This is a genomic window from Citrobacter sp. Cf116 (assembly GCF_030336505.1).
Taxonomy (GTDB): domain Bacteria; phylum Pseudomonadota; class Gammaproteobacteria; order Enterobacterales; family Enterobacteriaceae; genus Citrobacter; species Citrobacter freundii.
Genome location: NZ_JAOWEQ010000034.1, coordinates 690,860 through 709,250, shown reverse-complemented (window position 1 = coordinate 709,250; position 18,391 = coordinate 690,860). Strand labels below are relative to the sequence as shown.

Sequence of the window (18,391 nt, the reverse complement as noted above, 5' to 3'; positions counted from 1 at the left end):
CAGGGAATACGGCATGAAGCAACAGGCAGGCATTGGTATTCTGTTAGCACTCACAACGGCAGTATGTTGGGGGGCTTTGCCAATAGCAATGAAGCAAGTGCTGGAGGTGATGGAGCCTCCTACCGTGGTGTTCTACCGTTTTTTAATGGCAAGCGTTGGCCTTGGCGCTATTCTTGCGGTTAAAAAAAAGCTCCCTCCATTGCGTATTTTTCGCAAAGCGCGTTGGCTGGTGTTGCTGGCTATCGCAACCGGTGGGCTGTTCGGTAACTTCATTCTGTTTAGTTCATCCTTGCAGTATTTGAGCCCAACGGCTTCGCAGGTTATCGGTCAGCTGTCACCGGTTGGTATGATGATCGCCAGCGTCTTTATCCTGAAAGAAAAGATGCGCGGCACGCAGGTGATTGGCGCCATTATGCTTCTGAGCGGCCTGGTCCTGTTTTTTAATACCAGTCTGATCGAAATTTTTACCCGACTCACCGATTACACCTGGGGCGTTATCTTTGGTGTCGGTGCGGCGATGGTCTGGGTGAGCTATGGGGTCGCGCAAAAGGTGTTATTGCGCCGTCTGGCATCACCGCAGATCCTGTTTTTACTGTACACTTTATGTACGATTGCGTTGTTGCCGCTGGCTAAACCCGGTGTCATCACGCAGCTCAGCGACTGGCAGCTGGCATGCCTGGTATTCTGCGGCCTGAATACGCTGGTAGGATACGGCGCTCTTGCGGAAGCGATGGCGCGTTGGCAGGCGGCGCAGGTGAGCGCTATTATCACGCTCACACCGCTGTTTACGTTGTTATTTTCAGATTTATTATCACTGGCCTGGCCCGATTTCTTCGCCAGACCGATGCTAAACCTATTAGGTTATCTCGGTGCGTTTATCGTGGTTGCGGGCGCGATGTATTCCGCCATTGGTCATCGAATTTGGGGCGGTTTACGTAAGCATGAAACGGTGGTTTCGCAACCCCGCTCAGGCGAATGATTTACGGAGAGTAAAATGAAGTTTGTTGATGAAGCATCGATTCTGGTCGTTGCAGGTGATGGCGGTAATGGTTGCGTCAGCTTCCGCCGCGAAAAGTACATCCCAAAAGGCGGTCCGGACGGTGGTGATGGTGGTGACGGTGGTGACGTTTGGCTGGAAGCCGACGAAAACCTGAACACACTAATCGATTACCGTTTTGAAAAATCATTCCGTGCGGAACGTGGTCAGAATGGCGCGAGCCGTGATTGCACCGGTAAGCGTGGCAAAGACGTCACGATCAAAGTGCCTGTTGGTACGCGTGTTATCGATCAGGGCACGGGCGAAACTATGGGCGACATGACCAAACACGGTCAGCGTCTGATGGTCGCTAAAGGCGGCTGGCATGGTCTGGGCAACACCCGTTTCAAATCATCGGTTAACCGTACTCCGCGTCAGAAAACAATGGGTACGCCGGGTGATAAGCGCGATCTGATGCTGGAGCTGATGCTGCTGGCAGACGTGGGTATGCTGGGTATGCCAAACGCCGGGAAATCGACGTTTATCCGTGCAGTATCTGCGGCGAAGCCGAAAGTCGCTGATTATCCGTTCACCACCCTGGTGCCGAGCCTGGGCGTGGTGCGTATGGACAACGAAAAGAGCTTCGTGGTTGCCGACATTCCGGGTCTGATTGAAGGTGCGGCTGAAGGCGCAGGCCTGGGTATCCGCTTCCTGAAGCATCTGGAACGTTGCCGCGTGTTGCTGCACCTCATCGATATCGATCCGATTGACGGTTCCGATCCGGTAGAAAACGCCCGTATCATTATTGGCGAACTGGAAAAATACAGTCAGGATCTGGCATCTAAACCGCGCTGGTTAGTTTTCAACAAAATTGATTTGATGGACAAGGCTGAAGCGGAAGAGAAAGCGAAAGCGATCGCCGAAGCGCTGGGCTGGGAAGGTAAATATTACCTGATCTCTGCCGCCAGCCAGCTGGGCGTGAAGGATCTTTGCTGGGATGTGATGACCTTTATCATCGAGAACCCGATTGTTCAGGCTGAAGAAGCGAAACAGCCAGAGAAAGTTGAGTTCATGTGGGATGATTATCACCGCCAGCAGCTCGCTGAAGTCGAAGACGAAGCGGAAGATGACTGGGATGACGATTGGGACGAAGAAGACGACGAAGGCGTCGAGTTCATCTACAAGCGTTAATCGCATGAAAAACCCCGGCCATGTTGCCGGGGTTATTGTTTTCAGGTTTCTCTGTAGGCCGGATAAGGCACGTTAGTGCCGCCATCCGGCAATCAAACTACCCATCTAATTGTTCTGATAAATATCCTTGTACAACCGGCTCTCGAAGCGCACCAACGGAATACGGCGATTACGCTGGTCAGCCGGCTCTACCGCATAACCAGACAAATACTGCACGAATGCCATGCGTTGGCCGCTTGCCGTGGTAATGAAGCCGGCAAGGTTATAGACTCCTTGCAGCGAGCCTGTCTTCGCCGATACTTTGCCATCCACACCAGCCTGATGCAGACCCGCACGGTATTGCAGGGAGCCGTCGTGCCCCGCCAGAGGCAGCATAGTGATAAAGTTCAGCTCGTTATCGTGTTGAGCGATATATTGCAGCACCTGCATCATGGTCGCCGGAGCAATCAGGTTATGCCGGGAGAGGCCTGAACCGTCGGCAATAATGGTGTTGCCGATATCAACGCCCGCCTGCTGACGCAAAATCTGGCGTACGGCATCAGAACCCGCCCGCCAGGTGCCTGGCACGTTAAATCGGGCATGACCAATCATACGGAAAACGGTATCGGCAATCATGTTGTCCGATTTTTTCAGCATAATCTTAAGCAGGTCATGCAGTGGCGCTGACTGCTTACTGGCGACCACCGTTCCCGGCTCGTTGACCAGCGTCTGGCGCAGCAGCGTACCGCTGTAGGTGATACCTGCTTGTTTTAGCTCATCTTTGATAATCGCCCCGGCATAGCTGGCTCCGTCCTGAATGGCGAACGCCAGCGGCAGCGGATCGGCTCGTTGGGGCAGGCATCCGGTCAGCGTATAGCGGTTGAGATCGCCGGGAACCACATCCAGTTCACAATATTGCGCTTCCGCAGAACCTCGGGCGAGAGTACGCACCTGACTGAACATGGTGACCGGGTAATAAGATGCCACGCGAATAAAGGCGAGATCGTTGGGTTTTTGCGCGCTGTAGAGTGAAACCGAGAAACAGTTTCTATCGACAATAGCCGCTGCGGGCGGTGCGCTAAAACACTGCGTCATGTCGTTCCAGGGCCAACCGGGCGCTTTATCATGACTGGCGAAAATAGAGGTGTCGATCAGGACATTTCCGGCAATTTGCGTCACGCCTGATTTTTTCAGGGTTGCCACCATATTGCGAATATCCTGGCGTTTTAGCGTCGGATCAGCACCAAATCGTGCCACTAAGTCACCTTTCAATACGCCGCCTTCCACGTTGCCTTTAGTCTCAAGCGTAGTGGTAAAACGAAAGTCAGGCCCGAGCTGAATCAATGCCGCCAGCGCGGTGATCACTTTCTGGGTACTGGCCGGCAGCGCCATCTGTTGGCTATGAAAATCAATAGCGGGTGCAGGTGCGCCAACCTTCTGTACCATAAGGGCGAGGTTGGCCCCGGCAGGGAGCTGATTGATATACTCGTCGACGTTCGCAGCCTGAACACTGAACGCTATACTGGCAGTCAATCCGATGGTAAATCTGGAAAATCGCATAATCTCGCGCTAACAACCTGGAAACAGGCCGTCATACTACGGCGCAACGCCCCAAAAAGTAAACGATGACCCATAAGGAACTCCAGGGTAAAATGATCATCAAATAGAGAATTGTAGCTGACCTGGGACCTTGAGCCCCGGGTCGGTATTTTTTTGCTTCTGACTCTGGCATGACATTCGCCAGGGTGGGCTTAGCAGCCGGGGTGAGAGCAACTGCCCCCTACAGGAATGTTCAAGAGGTATAACAAATGCAAGCTATCCCGATGACCTTACGTGGTGCTGAAAAACTGCGCGAAGAGCTGGATTTTCTGAAATCTGTGCGCCGTCCTGAAATTATTGCCGCTATCGCTGAAGCGCGTGAGCACGGTGACCTGAAAGAGAACGCGGAGTATCACGCGGCGCGCGAACAGCAGGGTTTCTGCGAAGGACGCATTAAAGATATCGAGGCTAAACTGTCCAACGCGCAGGTAATCGACGTTACTAAAATGCCGAACAATGGCCGCGTTGTTTTCGGCGCGACGGTTACCGTGTTGAATCTCGATAACGATGAAGAGCAGACTTGGCGTATTGTCGGCGATGATGAAGCCGATTTTAAACAGAACCTGATTTCAGTGAACTCGCCTATCGCTCGTGGCCTTATCGGTAAAGAGCAGGATGACGTCGTGGTTATCAAAACGCCGGGCGGCGAAGTGGAATATGAAGTGACGAAGGTAGAATACCTGTAATTCGCATCTTGGTTAAGATGTTGATACATTGTAAAGAAAGGAAAAAGGCCGCATAGCGGCCTTTTATCAACGAAGAGAGCGTGGCATTTTGCTCTCCTGCTAGCGGAAAACCCCGCGTTTTACACAAACTTCGTGTGCAACTTTGGGATATTCTTAGCGTGGCAGCGAGATTTTACGTTCTTTAGTCGGGCGATACAGTACCAGCGTTTTGCCGATGACCTGCACATTACAGGCGCCGGTTTCGCGTACGATAGCTTCCACGATCAAGGTTTTAGTATCGCGATCTTCCGAGGCGATTTTCACCTTGATAAGTTCATGGTGCTCTAACGCTTGTTCAATCTCGGCCAGTACCCCTTCGGTCAAACCATTGTTGCCAAGCATAACTACAGGCTTGAGCGGATGTGCCAGACCTTTCAGGTGCTGTTTTTGTTTAGTACTCAGATTCATCGTATATTTTTGCTTACGTTGGGATTGAAAACGGGTCATTCTACCGCCATCTCCCATATATCACCAAATAGCTGTGTAGAAATTTACACCATTGGTTACGATGAACTGCCCTTTGGGAATGTGAAATGACAGGTAAAAAGCGTTCTGCCAGCTCGAGTCGCTGGCTTCAGGAACACTTTAGCGATAAATATGTTCAACAGGCGCAGAAAAAGGGGTTACGTTCCCGTGCCTGGTTTAAACTTGATGAAATACAGCAAAGTGACAAAATTTTTAAACCGGGGATGACGATAGTTGATCTCGGTGCTGCACCCGGTGGCTGGTCGCAATATGCAGTTACGCAGATCGGCAACACCGGCCGCATTATCGCTTGCGATCTTTTACCTATGGATCCAATCGTTGGTGTGGACTTCCTTCAGGGCGACTTTCGTGATGAATTAGTCCTGAAAGCGTTACTTGAACGCGTAGGTGACAGTAAAGTACAAGTTGTCATGTCTGATATGGCGCCAAATATGTGTGGAACACCGGCGGTGGATATTCCCCGGGCCATGTATCTGGTAGAGCTGGCGCTTGGAATGGCTCGTGATGTATTAGCGCCAGGTGGTAGTTTTGTAGTGAAGGTGTTCCAGGGCGAAGGCTTCGATGAGTATCTAAGAGAGATTCGCTCCCTGTTTACGAAGGTCAAAGTTCGTAAGCCGGACTCTTCTCGCGCCCGTTCGCGTGAAGTGTATATTGTAGCGACCGGGCGTAAACCATAACCGGCAGATTTCAAACGAAAGTTTGAAAGAAACTGGATATAGAGTATCCTGACGCTGTTTTTAACACAGTTGTAATATGAGGTTAATCCCTTGAGTGACATGGCGAAAAACCTAATTCTCTGGCTGGTCATTGCCGTTGTGCTGATGTCAGTATTCCAGAGCTTTGGGCCCAGCGAGTCTAATGGCCGTAAGGTTGATTACTCTACCTTCCTGCAAGAGGTCAATCAGGACCAGGTTCGTGAAGCGAAGATCAACGGACGTGAGATTAACGTTACCAAGAAAGATAGTAACCGTTACACGACCTACATCCCGGTTAACGATCCGAAGCTGCTTGATAACCTGCTGACCAAAAACGTCAAGGTTGTTGGCGAACCACCTGAAGAGCCGAGCCTGCTGGCTTCTATCTTCATTTCCTGGTTCCCAATGCTGCTGCTGATTGGTGTCTGGATCTTCTTCATGCGTCAGATGCAGGGCGGTGGTGGCAAAGGTGCCATGTCGTTCGGCAAGAGCAAAGCGCGCATGCTGACGGAAGATCAGATCAAAACGACTTTTGCTGACGTTGCGGGTTGTGACGAAGCAAAAGAAGAAGTCGCTGAGCTGGTTGAGTATCTGCGCGAACCGAGCCGTTTCCAGAAACTGGGCGGTAAAATCCCGAAAGGCGTCCTGATGGTCGGTCCTCCGGGTACGGGTAAAACCCTGCTGGCGAAAGCTATCGCAGGTGAAGCGAAGGTTCCATTCTTCACAATTTCCGGTTCTGATTTCGTGGAAATGTTCGTGGGTGTCGGTGCATCTCGTGTGCGTGACATGTTCGAACAAGCCAAAAAAGCGGCACCGTGCATCATCTTCATCGATGAAATCGACGCCGTAGGCCGCCAGCGTGGCGCAGGTCTGGGCGGTGGTCACGATGAACGTGAACAGACGCTGAACCAGATGCTGGTTGAGATGGACGGCTTCGAAGGTAACGAAGGTATTATCGTTATCGCAGCGACTAACCGTCCGGACGTTCTTGACCCTGCGCTGCTTCGTCCAGGCCGTTTCGACCGTCAGGTTGTGGTTGGTCTGCCGGACGTTCGCGGTCGTGAACAGATCCTGAAAGTGCATATGCGTCGCGTGCCGCTGTCTCCGGATATCGATGCGGCAATCATTGCACGTGGTACGCCTGGCTTCTCCGGTGCGGACCTCGCGAACCTGGTCAACGAAGCGGCACTGTTTGCTGCTCGTGGCAACAAGCGCGTAGTGTCGATGGTTGAGTTCGAAAAAGCGAAAGACAAAATCATGATGGGTGCGGAACGTCGCTCCATGGTGATGACGGAAGCGCAGAAAGAATCTACCGCGTATCACGAAGCTGGCCACGCGATTATCGGTCGCCTGGTGCCGGAACACGATCCGGTGCACAAAGTGACGATTATCCCGCGCGGTCGTGCGCTGGGTGTGACCTTCTTCCTGCCTGAAGGCGATGCAATCAGCGCCAGCCGTCAGAAACTGGAAAGTCAGATCTCCACATTGTACGGTGGCCGTCTGGCGGAAGAGATCATCTACGGTGCTGAACATGTTTCTACCGGTGCGTCGAACGACATTAAAGTCGCGACTAACCTGGCGCGTAACATGGTTACTCAGTGGGGCTTCTCCGATAAACTCGGTCCGTTGCTGTACGCTGAAGAAGAAGGCGAAGTGTTCCTGGGACGTTCTGTGGCGAAAGCGAAACACATGTCCGATGAAACCGCTCGCATTATCGATCAGGAAGTTAAACTGCTGATTGAGCGTAACTATGACCGTGCACGTCGTTTGCTGAACGAAAACATGGACATTCTGCACTCGATGAAAGATGCGCTCATGAAATATGAGACTATCGATGCGCCGCAGATTGACGATCTGATGGCTCGCCGCGATGTGCGTCCGCCTGCGGGTTGGGAAGAACCGGGTTCTTCTAACAACAACTCTGGCAGCACCGGCAAGCCGAGTGCACCGCGTCCGGTTGATGAACCGCGTGCGCCGGACTCTGGCACTATGTCAGAGCAGCTGGGCGACAAATAAGTTATCGTTGATGATGACCGTGTTTTAATTGAAAACCCTGGGGCTTGCTCCGGGGTTTTTCTTATCTGCATATTCAAGATTTTACCAGGGATAAAACTATGAAACTCTTTGCTCAGGGGTCTTCACTGGATCTCAGCCATCCGCACGTCATGGGGATTTTGAACGTCACGCCAGACTCATTTTCCGATGGTGGAGCGCACAACTCTTTGGTTGAGGCGGTAAAACACGCAAACCTGATGATTAACGCCGGGGCGACTATCATTGATGTGGGTGGTGAGTCCACGCGTCCGGGCGCGGCTGATGTGAGTGTTGAAGAAGAGTTGCAGCGAGTGATCCCTGTGGTGGAGGCGATTGCTCAGCGTTTTGAAGTGTGGATTTCGGTTGATACCTCAAAGCCCGAAGTGATCCGCGAATGCGCCAGAGTTGGCGCGCATATCATCAATGACATTCGCTCACTCTCGGAGCCTGGAGCGTTGGAAGCCGCAGCGGAGACCGGATTGCCGGTTTGCCTGATGCATATGCAGGGGCAGCCGAAAACCATGCAGGAAGCGCCAAAGTATGAGGATGTTTTTGCTGAGGTAGATCGTTACTTTGTTGAGCAAATAGCACGTTGCGAGCGGGCTGGAATCACAAAAGATAAATTGTTGCTCGACCCCGGGTTCGGATTCGGTAAAAATCTCACTCACAACTACACATTACTGGCACGTCTGGCGGAGTTTCATCATTTTAATCTGCCGCTGCTGGTTGGGATGTCACGAAAATCAATGGTTGGCCAGTTGCTGAATGTGGGGCCATCCGAACGCCTGAGCGGCAGTCTGGCGTGCGCGGTGATTGCCGCAATGCAGGGGGCGCAGATCGTTCGTGTCCATGACGTCAAAGAAACCGTAGAAGCGATGCGTGTGGTGGAAGCCACATTGTCTGCAAAGGAAAAAAAACGCTATGAGTAATCGTAAATATTTTGGCACTGATGGGATCCGCGGTCGCGTAGGTGATGCCCCAATTACTCCTGACTTTGTGCTCAAGCTGGGCTGGGCTGCAGGGAAAGTGCTGGCTCGTCATGGTTCACGTAAAATTATTATCGGTAAAGATACGCGTATTTCCGGCTATATGCTGGAGTCCGCGCTGGAAGCGGGCCTGGCAGCCGCCGGACTCTCAGCCTCATTCACAGGGCCAATGCCAACACCTGCCGTTGCTTATTTGACGCGTGCTTTCCGTGCTGAGGCCGGGATTGTTATCTCCGCTTCGCACAACCCATTCTATGACAATGGGATTAAATTCTTCTCCATCGATGGGACCAAACTGCCGGATGCGGTTGAAGAAGCTATCGAAGCCGAAATGGAAAAAGCGATCACCTGCGTGGACTCGGCTGAACTGGGTAAAGCTACCCGTATCGTTGATGCTGCCGGTCGCTATATCGAGTTTTGCAAAGGCACCTTCCCGAACGAACTGAGTCTGAGTGAGCTTAAAATTGTGGTGGATTGCGCTAACGGTGCAACGTACCACATTGCACCAAATGTACTGCGTGAGCTGGGTGCAAACGTGATTGCCATTGGCTGTGAGCCAAACGGTGTGAACATCAATGAAGAAGTCGGCGCCACTGACGTCCGTGCCCTGCAGGCGCGCGTGATTGCGGAAAAAGCCGATCTGGGTATTGCGCTGGACGGCGATGGCGACCGCGTTATTATGGTTGACCACGAAGGCAATAAGGTCGATGGCGATCAGATCATGTACATCATCGCCCGTGAAGCCCTGCGTCAGGGACAGCTGCGTGGTGGTGCGGTAGGTACGCTGATGAGCAACATGGGCCTCGAGCTGGCGCTGAAACAGCTGGGTATTCCTTTTGCTCGGGCGAAAGTTGGCGACCGCTATGTGCTGGAAAAAATGCAGGAAAAAGGCTGGCGTATCGGTGCCGAAAACTCTGGTCATGTGATCCTGCTGGACAAAACCACCACTGGTGACGGCATCGTGGCGGGCCTGCAGGTGCTGGCGGCGATGGTGCGTAACCATATGAGTTTGCACGACCTGTGCAGCGGCATGAAAATGTTCCCACAGCTGCTGGTTAACGTACGTTACACCGCAGGTAGCGGCGATCCGCTGGAACATGAAAATGTGAAAGCGGTGATGGCGGAAGTGGAAGCGGCACTGGGTAACCGTGGACGCGTCCTGCTGCGTAAGTCTGGTACCGAACCGTTAATTCGTGTGATGGTTGAAGGTGAAGACGAAGCGCAGGTGACTGAATTCGCCCACCGTATTGCCGATGCTGTGAAAGCGGCGTAATCCCGAAGAAAGTGAGAGCCGGAGTCTGAGACTCCGGCTTTTTTTTACTGTACGGCAAGCGGCTGTTTACGTCGGCGCTGCCAGAAGTAACCACCGACCATCAGTAGTACAAGGACTGCCAGCCACGGCAGAACCGCCAGCAAATGCCCAGACCGGGCAAAGGTTAGCGCAATCATCAGTAGCCAACCGCCCAGCATCGGAATCGCGGTGCGCTTAACAATATCCACAGGCGAGACGCCTGCAATCCCTGCGATAGCAATGATGACGCCGGCAATCGGCGATAACGTACGACCAATACCCGCCGATATCTGGATAGGCAACATCATGACTGCGATATCGCTACCGATATGACGGCTGATCTCCGGCACCATGGGTGCGAAGGAGAAAAATGCCGCATTCCCGGAGCCCATCAGCGCTGAAATAGCGAAGGTGATCAGGGTCATCAGCAGGATAATAGAGGCGGCGCTGAGGCCAAATTCGCGAGAAAGCGACAGCAGCGCGTCGACGGCGCCAATGGCTTTCAGCCCGGCGGAAAAAACTTCACCGGCGATAATCAGCGTCACGACGGTGGCAAAAACGCTGCCCATGCTGTCGAAAACCTTTTGTACGCCAGCCATCACCTCGCGCGCTTTGCGATGACGGCAGTACTCACAAACCAGCGTAATAGCGAGGCTTATCAGTACGGCGGTATCCAGCGTAATCTTAAGCGAGCTAAATACTAAATCGCTACACACCAACATCAATACCAGCGGCAGCATGGGCAGAAACAGCCAGGCGATAGGTGCGTCGGCTTCATCAGTTGCCGTTAATGTCTGCATCTGCTGAGCTGCATTGTCGCCACTTTCCCGACGGTCAAAAAAGCGTTGCACAACAATATGCAACAGGGCGATGAAAAGGATGACGGGCACAACGATCGGCAACTGATCCTGCACAAAATAGTTCACCACCTCAATACCTGCGGTTTTGGCGGCGAGAACCGAGTTGCCGGATCCTGGGCCAAACTCAACCGCACAGGTACTGGCGATAACTGCGGCAACTGCGGCGCGGCTACAGCCAAGACGGGTAAGCAATGGGTAAAGCGTCGCCATCAACAGCAGACCCAATCCGGTGGCGCTGCTGATAAACAGCGACAGGAATTGGCCTAATAGCAGTGCCAGTCCCAGCAGCAGATAAGGCGAGTTCAGCCGTTGTAGAGGACGAGATGTTACCCGAACCAGTACCTGGCTTGCGCCAATGGCTGACATGTACGTGGCGAAACCACCAATCAGCATAATTTGCAGCCCGAGGCCGCCGAGACGCACGCTCAGGGTATCGCGGATAAACTCAAAGGCGTCAAAGGGGCCAAATCCGGTGCTCTTTTTCACCAGACCACTGAGTGAGGTCATTCCGCTAAAATGCGCGATAAGCAACAGCACAATCCCGGTCAATAACAGTACCGACTGGGGGTGATATTTTTTGAGGATCAGACGTCCGGCAAAAATGATGGCGATTAGCGCCAGTAGTAATGACATTCTTGCCCCCTTACTCGAAGTTGCCGGTAACCAGGCACTCGCCATCCCGCAGCAACGGTTTACCCGCGGCAAACAGATGGGCCAGCGAGAGGTCATCATTGAGTACACAGATATCGGCACGTTCTCCGGCGCAGAGCACACCCCCGGAAATACCCAGCGAGCGTGCAACGTTTGCCGTCAGCATTGCGATGGCCTGCGGCACCGGAATACCGACATCAATCAGGCGAGGAAGTAGGTTAAGATTGCCTGCGACCGGTGCCGCGCTTAAACCTTCAACGATACCCTGAGCGTTAAAGCGCGGAACGCTGCCATTGCCGTCAGAACTGATCGTGATGCGCTCCGCCGGAACCTGTGCTTCGAGTGCGTGGAGAATCGCTTGCTCCTGAGGCATAAAACGACTGCCACCAGACGTAACATCGATATGGCCGCCACGATGGGCGAAAGCAATAGCCTGTTCGAACAAGGGCTCTGTTCTTGCAACATGGGTCGGTGAAATATGGTGAATCGGAATACCCGCATCACACAACTCAATAAGTTGCGACATCCCTTCCGGCAGATTCCCCAGGTGCACATGCAGCAAGCCTTTTTTCCCTGCCAGCAGGGAAGCGACGCGAATATCGCTCACTATCCTCAGCAACTCCTGGAAAGAGGGGTAAGAGCCGCGGTGATCGGCGAGGGCGATTTTTACACCAAGAATTGCCGGAATGAAGGCCATATCATCGCGGATGGATCGCGTAATGGTTGGGCTGGGAACGGCGTAGGCTCCCGTATGCATAAACGCGCGTAATCCCTCAAGGTTGAGAGACTGCATTTTAGCGTAGAGGTCTTTGGGCGAACGAGAAATGGCATCGGTGCCTAACACGCCAACCACCGTGGTAATACCCGCCTGAATCAGATCGCGCAGCTTGACGGCGGGTGTCCGGCTGGCAAATCCGGCTTCGCCACCGCCACCGGTAAGATGAACATGCTGATCGATGATGCCAGGGATAACCCATTTACCCCGACAATCGATGACCTCGTTGACGCCATCAAACAATGAAATATCTTTTTCTACCGCCACAATTCGGTCGGCATGAATGAGCAGGGAGCAGAGGCCTAAATCCTCAGGAGAAAAAACACGGGCATTGGTCAATAAAGTAAACATAGCGGTCCTGTCAAACGTCGAAGGTGAGAGTCGGCAGGTGAAACGGAATATTGTTGTTATGATGCCCACCATAAAGCCATTACTATAACTATGACTATTACCGATTTGTTATTGGAGGATGCGGTTATGGCATGGCGGAGAGCACAACGTGGATTGTAAGTGGCTGGAAGATTTTCTGGCCTTGAGCCAGCATGGAAACTACTCTCAGGCCGCGGCGCAGCGACATATTACTCAACCTGCGCTGAGTCGGCGTATAAAGGCGCTTGAAGAGGTGCTGGGCGTGCCTTTGTTTGATCGGACAACGACCCCCGTCACGCTGACGCGCTATGGTGAACGCTTTGAACCTTATGCCCGGCACGTCCTCAGTACGTTAACAGAGGCACGCCATGAGCTGTCGGCGATGACGCCAGCAACGGATAACACGCTGGTGATGGTCAGCCTGCATACGCTGTCGGTGAATATCCTGCCGGATATGATCAACTACCTGCGACAGAGTGAGCCGCAGTTAAACTTTACGGTAAACGCCAGTATCCAGGGGATAGACAACCACTTCAATGCCCTGATAAACCGGCAAATTGATATGCTGGTGACTTACGATTTACCCTCTTCACAACCAGGGCTGGAGATTGCCGGAGGGTTAAAACGTTCACTATGGCGGTATGAGCGATTTATTCCTGTGATTTCTGCACAGTTGGTGGATACGCTTGACGATCCGCATACCCCGATCCCCTGGCTATGTTACAGCGACTATACCTTTGTCAGACGTATTATTGATCTGGCAGAACAACGAGTGCGACCACGATTGAAAAAAGTGTTTGAGAGTGGTTTAAGCGAAACGATACGAGAAATGGTGTTGCGCCATATGGGAATGGCCTGGTTACCTGAATCGATGGTGGCGGAAGAGTTGGTGAATCAGCAAATTATTCACTGCTGGCCACAAAATGCAGATCTGATTTGTGAAATCCCCGTTGTGGTATGGGCGAATCTTGACGATCAACGCGCCGTCATGCAGAGATGCTGGGAGAAGTTGCTGCGTTTTTGATTGATATGGCGATTTTTTCCGCAGTTGATACAATGCTAACAAATTGCCCTTGCGAAGGTTATTCGCTTTGGTTAGTATTCACACCCGCTTCAGTGGGAAACAGTAAATATTCCCGCTTTAATGGTCGAAGCATTGTACGCGGCAACTCCGCAAGGAACAGGTTGATTATGCACGAAGCTCTTTTAGTAGTTTTCCTTATTGTGGCAATTGGCCTGGTAGGCTTGATCATGCTGCAGCAAGGCAAAGGCGCTGATATGGGAGCCTCTTTTGGCGCAGGCGCTTCTGGTACTCTGTTTGGTTCAAGTGGTTCTGGTAACTTCATGACCCGTATGACAGCTGTATTGGGAACCTTGTTCTTCATCATCAGTCTGGTGCTGGGTAACATGAACAGCAATAAGACCAATAAAGGAAGTGAGTGGGAAAATCTGAGTGCACCGGCGAAAACCGAGCAAACTCAGCCAGCTGCTCCGGCTCAGCCGACCAGCGATATCCCACGCTAAGTATTCTGTACCGAGGTGGTGGAATTGGTAGACACGCTACCTTGAGGTGGTAGTGCCCTAACGGGCTTGTGGGTTCGAGTCCCATCCTCGGTACCAAATTCCAAAAAAAAGACGCTGCAAAGCGTCTTTTTTTTCGTCTGTTATTTTTGGCTGTCCTGTAGGTCGGATAAGCATAGCGCCATCAGGCGTTGTAATAATGTCGGATGGCGGCGTAAACGCCTTATCCGACCTACTGGGCCGCAGAGCTACATTCCGCACATAAAAAAGGCCGCTTTCGCGGCCTTAAGATGGTGTATCTTTACTTCGCCTTATTTTCCAGATTCTCAACCTGCGGCAGGCCGGTTGTGGAAGAAGCGGTCAGCAGACCAGACTGCGCATAGCCGAACAGCTTCTCACGGGTATCGGTGATATCCAGATTACGCATGGTCAACTGACCGATACGGTCGTCCGGAGAGAATACGGAATCGCCTTTTTCCATCGTCAGACGTTCTGGTTTATAAGTCAGATTGTCAGATACGGTGTTGAGGATCGAGTAGTCATTACCACGGCGCAGTTCCAGCGTCACTTCACCGGTAATCTGGCTGGCAACCCAACGCTGCAGACCGTCACGCAGCATCAGCGCCTGAGAGTCGAACCAGCGACCCTGATACAGCAGACGACCAAGCTGGCGACCATGTGCGTGATACTGCTCGATGGTATCCTCGTTGTGAATACCGGTCAGCAGACGCTCGTATGCGATATGTAACAATGCCATCCCCGGGGCTTCGTAGATGCCACGGCTCTTCGCTTCAATGATGCGGTTTTCAATCTGATCGCTCATACCCAGACCGTGACGGCCGCCGATACGGTTGGCTTCCAGCATCATCTCAACGTCGTCGCTGAAGGTTTTACCGTTCAGTGCAACCGGATGACCCTGTTCAAAACGCACGGTCACTTCTTCTGCCGGGATCTTCACGCTCTCATCCCAGAACTTCACGCCCATAATTGGGTTGACGATTTTGACGCTTGAGTTCAGGAATTCCAGATCTTTTGCTTCGTGGGTCGCCCCGAGCATATTGGAGTCTGTTGAGTACGCTTTCTCAACGGACATCTTGTAGTCGAAACCACAGGCAATCATAAATTCGGACATCTCATGGCGACCGCCGAGTTCATCGATAAAATCGGTATCCAGCCATGGTTTATAAATCTGCAGTTCGGCGTTGGTCAGCAGACCGTAACGATAGAAACGTTCAATATCGTTACCTTTATAGGTGCTACCGTCACCCCAGATATTTACGCCATCTTCTTTCATGGCGGCAACCAGCATGGTGCCGGTCACGGCACGGCCCAGCGGGGTGGTATTGAAGTAGGTCAGTCCGCCAGTGGTGTTGTGGAATGCACCGCACTGAATGGCAGCGATCCCTTCGGCAACGAGCTGCTTACGGCAATCTACCAGGCGAGCATTCTCAGCACCATATTCCATTGCACGGCGAGGAATGGCGTCATAGTCATCCTCATCCGGCTGGCCCAAATTCGCAGTATATGCATATGGGACAGCCCCTTTTTGTCGCATCCACAGCAGTGCTGCACTGGTGTCCAGGCCGCCGGAAAAAGCGATACCAATACGTTGACCTACCGGGAGATGCTTGAGAATCGTCGTCATAAAATAAAACCCTGCTTGATAGACTGGTGAAGAGGTCGCTTATTATGCTAATTGCATTTTTATGCAAAATAAATGAGTTTTCATTTAATCATCTTTTCTGGATGACAGGAAGAGTTTAGTGATAATTTCGTTAAATAACGGCGTGGGTGGCATATTTATCTTGCTGGGCTAGCGCTGGGCAGCATTCATTGATTTGCATAGTCGTAACAAGGTTGACATAACGCATAGTGAATCAATATACTGTGCGCAGATTTTACGTCCCGTCCTCGGTACCAAATCCCAGCAGTATTTGCATTTTTTACCCAAAACGAGTAAAATTTGCCACGTTTCAGGCGCGGGGTGGAGCAGCCTGGTAGCTCGTCGGGCTCATAACCCGAAGGTCGTCGGTTCAAATCCGGCCCCCGCAACCACTTTCCCTTAGAGTTCTTTTTCAAATATACTGTGAAGACTTAGGCCTTCGTAGCTGGATTTGAAAAAAATTCTTTCGGAAGGTTCTCCGAACCGCAGGTGCGGTTATAGGGTTCAGTTATCTAAAGCCCCGATTTATCGGGGTTTTTTGTTATCTGACTACAGAATAACTGGGCTTTAGGCCCTTTTTTTATGTCTTGGGGGTGGGCTTGTCCACATTAGAGCAAAAATTAACAGAGATGATTACAGCGCCAGTTGAAGCCCTGGGCTACGAACTGGTCGGCATCGAATTTATTCGTGGTCGCACATCCACACTGCGCATCTATATTGATAGTGAAGATGGCATCAATGTTGATGATTGTGCTGATGTGAGCCATCAGGTAAGCGCCGTGATGGATGTCGAAGACCCAATCACCGTTGCCTATAACCTGGAAGTCTCCTCTCCGGGTCTCGACCGTCCTCTGTTCACAGCTGAACACTACGTGCGTTTCCTGGGTGAAGAAGTCACGCTGGTTCTTCGTATGGCGGTACAAAACCGTCGTAAATGGCAGGGCGTTATCAAAGCGGTGGACGGTGAGATGATCACGGTCACAGTCGAAGGCAAAGATGAAGTGTTCGCGCTGAGTAATATCCAGAAGGCGAACCTGGTTCCCCACTTTTAACAGTCTGGATTGAGGTGAAAAGCCCGCGATGAACAAAGAAATTTTGGCTGTTGTTGAAGCCGTATCCAACGAAAAAGCGCTGCCACGCGAGAAAATTTTTGAAGCACTGGAAAGTGCGCTGGCTACAGCAACAAAGAAAAAATATGAGCAAGAGATCGACGTTCGCGTAGAAATCGATCGTAAAAGCGGTGATTTCGATACCTTCCGTCGTTGGGTAATCGTAGAAGAAGTTACTCAGCCGACCAAAGAAATTACGCTGGAAGCGGCACGCTTCGAAGACGAAAGTCTGAACGTGGGCGAATATGTTGAAGATCAGATTGAATCTGTCACCTTTGACCGTATCACCACCCAGACCGCGAAACAGGTTATCGTACAGAAAGTACGTGAAGCTGAACGCGCAATGGTTGTCGATCAGTTCCGCGAACACGAAGGCGAAATCGTCACCGGTGTGGTAAAGAAAGTAAACCGCGACAACATTTCTCTGGATCTGGGCAGCAATGCTGAAGCTGTTATCCTGCGTGAAGACATGCTCCCGCGTGAAAACTTCCGCCCAGGTGACCGTATTCGTGGCGTTCTGTACTCTGTACGCCCGGAAGCGCGCGGTGCGCAGCTGTTTGTAACCCGTTCCAAACCGGAAATGCTGATTGAGCTGTTCCGCATTGAAGTACCGGAAATTGGCGAAGAAGTTATCGAAATTAAAGCGGCTGCCCGTGATCCGGGATCGCGTGCGAAAATCGCCGTTAAGACCAACGACAAGCGTATTGATCCGGTCGGCGCCTGTGTTGGTATGCGCGGTGCGCGCGTTCAGGCGGTTTCTACCGAACTGGGCGGCGAGCGTATCGATATCGTCCTGTGGGATGATAACCCGGCGCAGTTCGTGATTAACGCAATGGCGCCAGCAGACGTTGCTTCTATCGTGGTGGATGAAGACAAGCACACCATGGATATCGCGGTTGAAGCCGGTAACCTGGCTCAGGCGATTGGACGTAATGGTCAGAACGTCCGCCTGGCTTCACAACTGAGCGGTTGGGAACTCAACGTGATGACCGTTGATGACCTGCAGGCGAAGCATCAGGCTGAAGCACATGCAGCCATCGATACCTTCACCAAATATCTCGATATCGATGAAGATTTCGCGACCGTTCTGGTGGAAGAAGGTTTTGCGACGCTGGAAGAACTGGCCTACGTGCCAATGAAAGAGCTGCTGGAAATTGACGGCCTGGATGAACAGACCGTTGAAGCGCTGCGCGAGCGTGCTAAAAACGCACTGACCACTCTGGCACTGGCCCAGGAAGAAAGCCTCGGTGATAACAAACCGGCTGACGATCTGCTGAATCTGGAAGGATTGGATCGTGAGATGGCCTTCAAACTGGCGGCCCGTGGTGTTTGTACGCTGGAAGATCTCGCTGAACAGGGCATTGATGATCTGGCTGATATCGAAGGGTTGACCGACGAAAAAGCCGGTGAGCTGATTATGGCTGCCCGTAATATTTGCTGGTTCGGCGACGAAGCGTAATAAACTGTAGCAGGAAGGAACA

Annotated in this window: 16 protein-coding genes and 2 tRNA genes; 13 read left to right on the top strand and 5 right to left on the bottom strand. The window is 52.1% G+C overall.

The annotated features are described in order from the left end of the window. Nucleotides 1–13: 13 nt before the first annotated feature. Nucleotides 14–979, top strand: a complete 966-nt coding sequence (locus OGV74_RS08770; protein WP_003844844.1) for a DMT family transporter — start codon at nt 14–16, stop codon at nt 977–979. 15 nt (nt 980–994) lie between these two features. Continuing rightward, nucleotides 995–2,167 (top strand): Obg family GTPase CgtA, encoded by a 1,173-nt coding sequence (gene cgtA, locus OGV74_RS08765; RefSeq protein WP_003025024.1) that lies wholly within the window; start codon nt 995–997, stop codon nt 2,165–2,167. Nucleotides 2,168–2,272: 105 nt separating this feature from the next. On the opposite strand, the gene dacB is transcribed toward cgtA, so the two are convergent. Continuing rightward, nucleotides 2,273–3,706, bottom strand: coding sequence for a serine-type D-Ala-D-Ala carboxypeptidase (gene dacB, locus OGV74_RS08760; protein WP_003025021.1), 1,434 nt, complete (start codon nt 3,704–3,706; stop codon nt 2,273–2,275). Between the two features lie 248 nt (nt 3,707–3,954). On the opposite strand from dacB, the gene greA reads away from it, so the two are divergent. Next, on the top strand, nt 3,955–4,431 hold the full coding sequence (gene greA / locus OGV74_RS08755; protein ID WP_003025019.1) for a transcription elongation factor GreA: 477 nt from the start codon (nt 3,955–3,957) through the stop codon (nt 4,429–4,431). Nucleotides 4,432–4,584: 153 nt separating this feature from the next. On the opposite strand, the gene yhbY is transcribed toward greA, so the two are convergent. Beyond that, nucleotides 4,585–4,878: a ribosome assembly RNA-binding protein YhbY gene (gene yhbY, locus OGV74_RS08750; RefSeq protein ID WP_003025016.1), complete on the bottom strand. Its 294-nt coding sequence runs from the start codon at nt 4,876–4,878 to the stop codon at nt 4,585–4,587. A gap of 125 nt (nt 4,879–5,003) precedes the next feature. On the opposite strand from yhbY, the gene rlmE reads away from it, so the two are divergent. The 4 genes from rlmE to glmM all read left to right on the top strand — a co-directional run bounded on the left by rlmE (nt 5,004) and on the right by glmM (nt 9,944). Then, entirely contained in the window at nt 5,004–5,633 is a 630-nt protein-coding gene (rlmE, locus tag OGV74_RS08745) for a 23S rRNA (uridine(2552)-2'-O)-methyltransferase RlmE (RefSeq protein WP_003025015.1), read from the top strand. A 99-nt stretch (nt 5,634–5,732) separates the two neighbouring features. Continuing rightward, nucleotides 5,733–7,667, top strand: coding sequence for an ATP-dependent zinc metalloprotease FtsH (ftsH, locus tag OGV74_RS08740; RefSeq protein WP_003025013.1), 1,935 nt, complete (start codon nt 5,733–5,735; stop codon nt 7,665–7,667). A gap of 98 nt (nt 7,668–7,765) precedes the next feature. Then, the gene (folP, locus tag OGV74_RS08735) at nt 7,766–8,614 is read left to right on the top strand and encodes a dihydropteroate synthase (RefSeq protein ID WP_003025010.1); all 849 of its coding nucleotides are present in this window, start codon (nt 7,766–7,768) and stop codon (nt 8,612–8,614) included. Then, nucleotides 8,607–9,944, top strand: coding sequence for a phosphoglucosamine mutase (gene glmM, locus OGV74_RS08730; protein ID WP_003025008.1), 1,338 nt, complete (start codon nt 8,607–8,609; stop codon nt 9,942–9,944). Before folP ends, glmM begins: the two co-directional genes overlap by 8 nt. A gap of 44 nt (nt 9,945–9,988) precedes the next feature. Here the strand turns inward: glmM and dcuC are convergent, their stop codons facing one another. Together dcuC and iadA are read right to left on the bottom strand one after the other, a co-directional pair. Beyond that, nucleotides 9,989–11,455 (bottom strand): C4-dicarboxylate transporter DcuC, encoded by a 1,467-nt coding sequence (gene dcuC, locus OGV74_RS08725; protein ID WP_286520664.1) that lies wholly within the window; start codon nt 11,453–11,455, stop codon nt 9,989–9,991. A gap of 10 nt (nt 11,456–11,465) precedes the next feature. After that, complete coding sequence (iadA, locus tag OGV74_RS08720; RefSeq protein ID WP_003025004.1) at nt 11,466–12,599, bottom strand: beta-aspartyl-peptidase; 1,134 nt, start codon at nt 12,597–12,599, stop codon at nt 11,466–11,468. A 148-nt stretch (nt 12,600–12,747) separates the two neighbouring features. On the opposite strand from iadA, the gene OGV74_RS08715 reads away from it, so the two are divergent. The 3 genes from OGV74_RS08715 (at nt 12,748) to OGV74_RS08705 (ending at nt 14,237) form a co-directional block, all read left to right on the top strand. After that, nucleotides 12,748–13,641 carry a LysR family transcriptional regulator gene (locus OGV74_RS08715; protein ID WP_008320638.1) on the top strand — a complete coding sequence of 298 codons (894 nt, stop codon included), beginning with the start codon at nt 12,748–12,750 and terminating at the stop codon, nt 13,639–13,641. Nucleotides 13,642–13,808: 167 nt separating this feature from the next. Further along, nucleotides 13,809–14,141 carry a preprotein translocase subunit SecG gene (secG, locus tag OGV74_RS08710; RefSeq protein ID WP_003025000.1) on the top strand — a complete coding sequence of 111 codons (333 nt, stop codon included), beginning with the start codon at nt 13,809–13,811 and terminating at the stop codon, nt 14,139–14,141. 9 nt (nt 14,142–14,150) lie between these two features. Continuing rightward, nucleotides 14,151–14,237 (top strand) — tRNA-Leu (locus tag OGV74_RS08705). A 202-nt stretch (nt 14,238–14,439) separates the two neighbouring features. On the opposite strand, the gene argG is transcribed toward OGV74_RS08705, so the two are convergent. Then, complete coding sequence (gene argG, locus OGV74_RS08700; RefSeq protein ID WP_003024998.1) at nt 14,440–15,783, bottom strand: argininosuccinate synthase; 1,344 nt, start codon at nt 15,781–15,783, stop codon at nt 14,440–14,442. A 333-nt stretch (nt 15,784–16,116) separates the two neighbouring features. Here argG and OGV74_RS08695 point away from each other — a divergent pair. The 3 genes from OGV74_RS08695 to nusA all read left to right on the top strand — a co-directional run bounded on the left by OGV74_RS08695 (nt 16,117) and on the right by nusA (nt 18,369). Beyond that, a tRNA-Met gene (locus tag OGV74_RS08695) sits at nt 16,117–16,193 on the top strand. A 207-nt stretch (nt 16,194–16,400) separates the two neighbouring features. Next, nucleotides 16,401–16,853 carry a ribosome maturation factor RimP gene (rimP, locus tag OGV74_RS08690; protein WP_003024996.1) on the top strand — a complete coding sequence of 151 codons (453 nt, stop codon included), beginning with the start codon at nt 16,401–16,403 and terminating at the stop codon, nt 16,851–16,853. Between the two features lie 28 nt (nt 16,854–16,881). Continuing rightward, the gene (gene nusA, locus OGV74_RS08685) at nt 16,882–18,369 is read left to right on the top strand and encodes a transcription termination factor NusA (RefSeq protein WP_003024992.1); all 1,488 of its coding nucleotides are present in this window, start codon (nt 16,882–16,884) and stop codon (nt 18,367–18,369) included. Nucleotides 18,370–18,391: the final 22 nt, after the last annotated feature.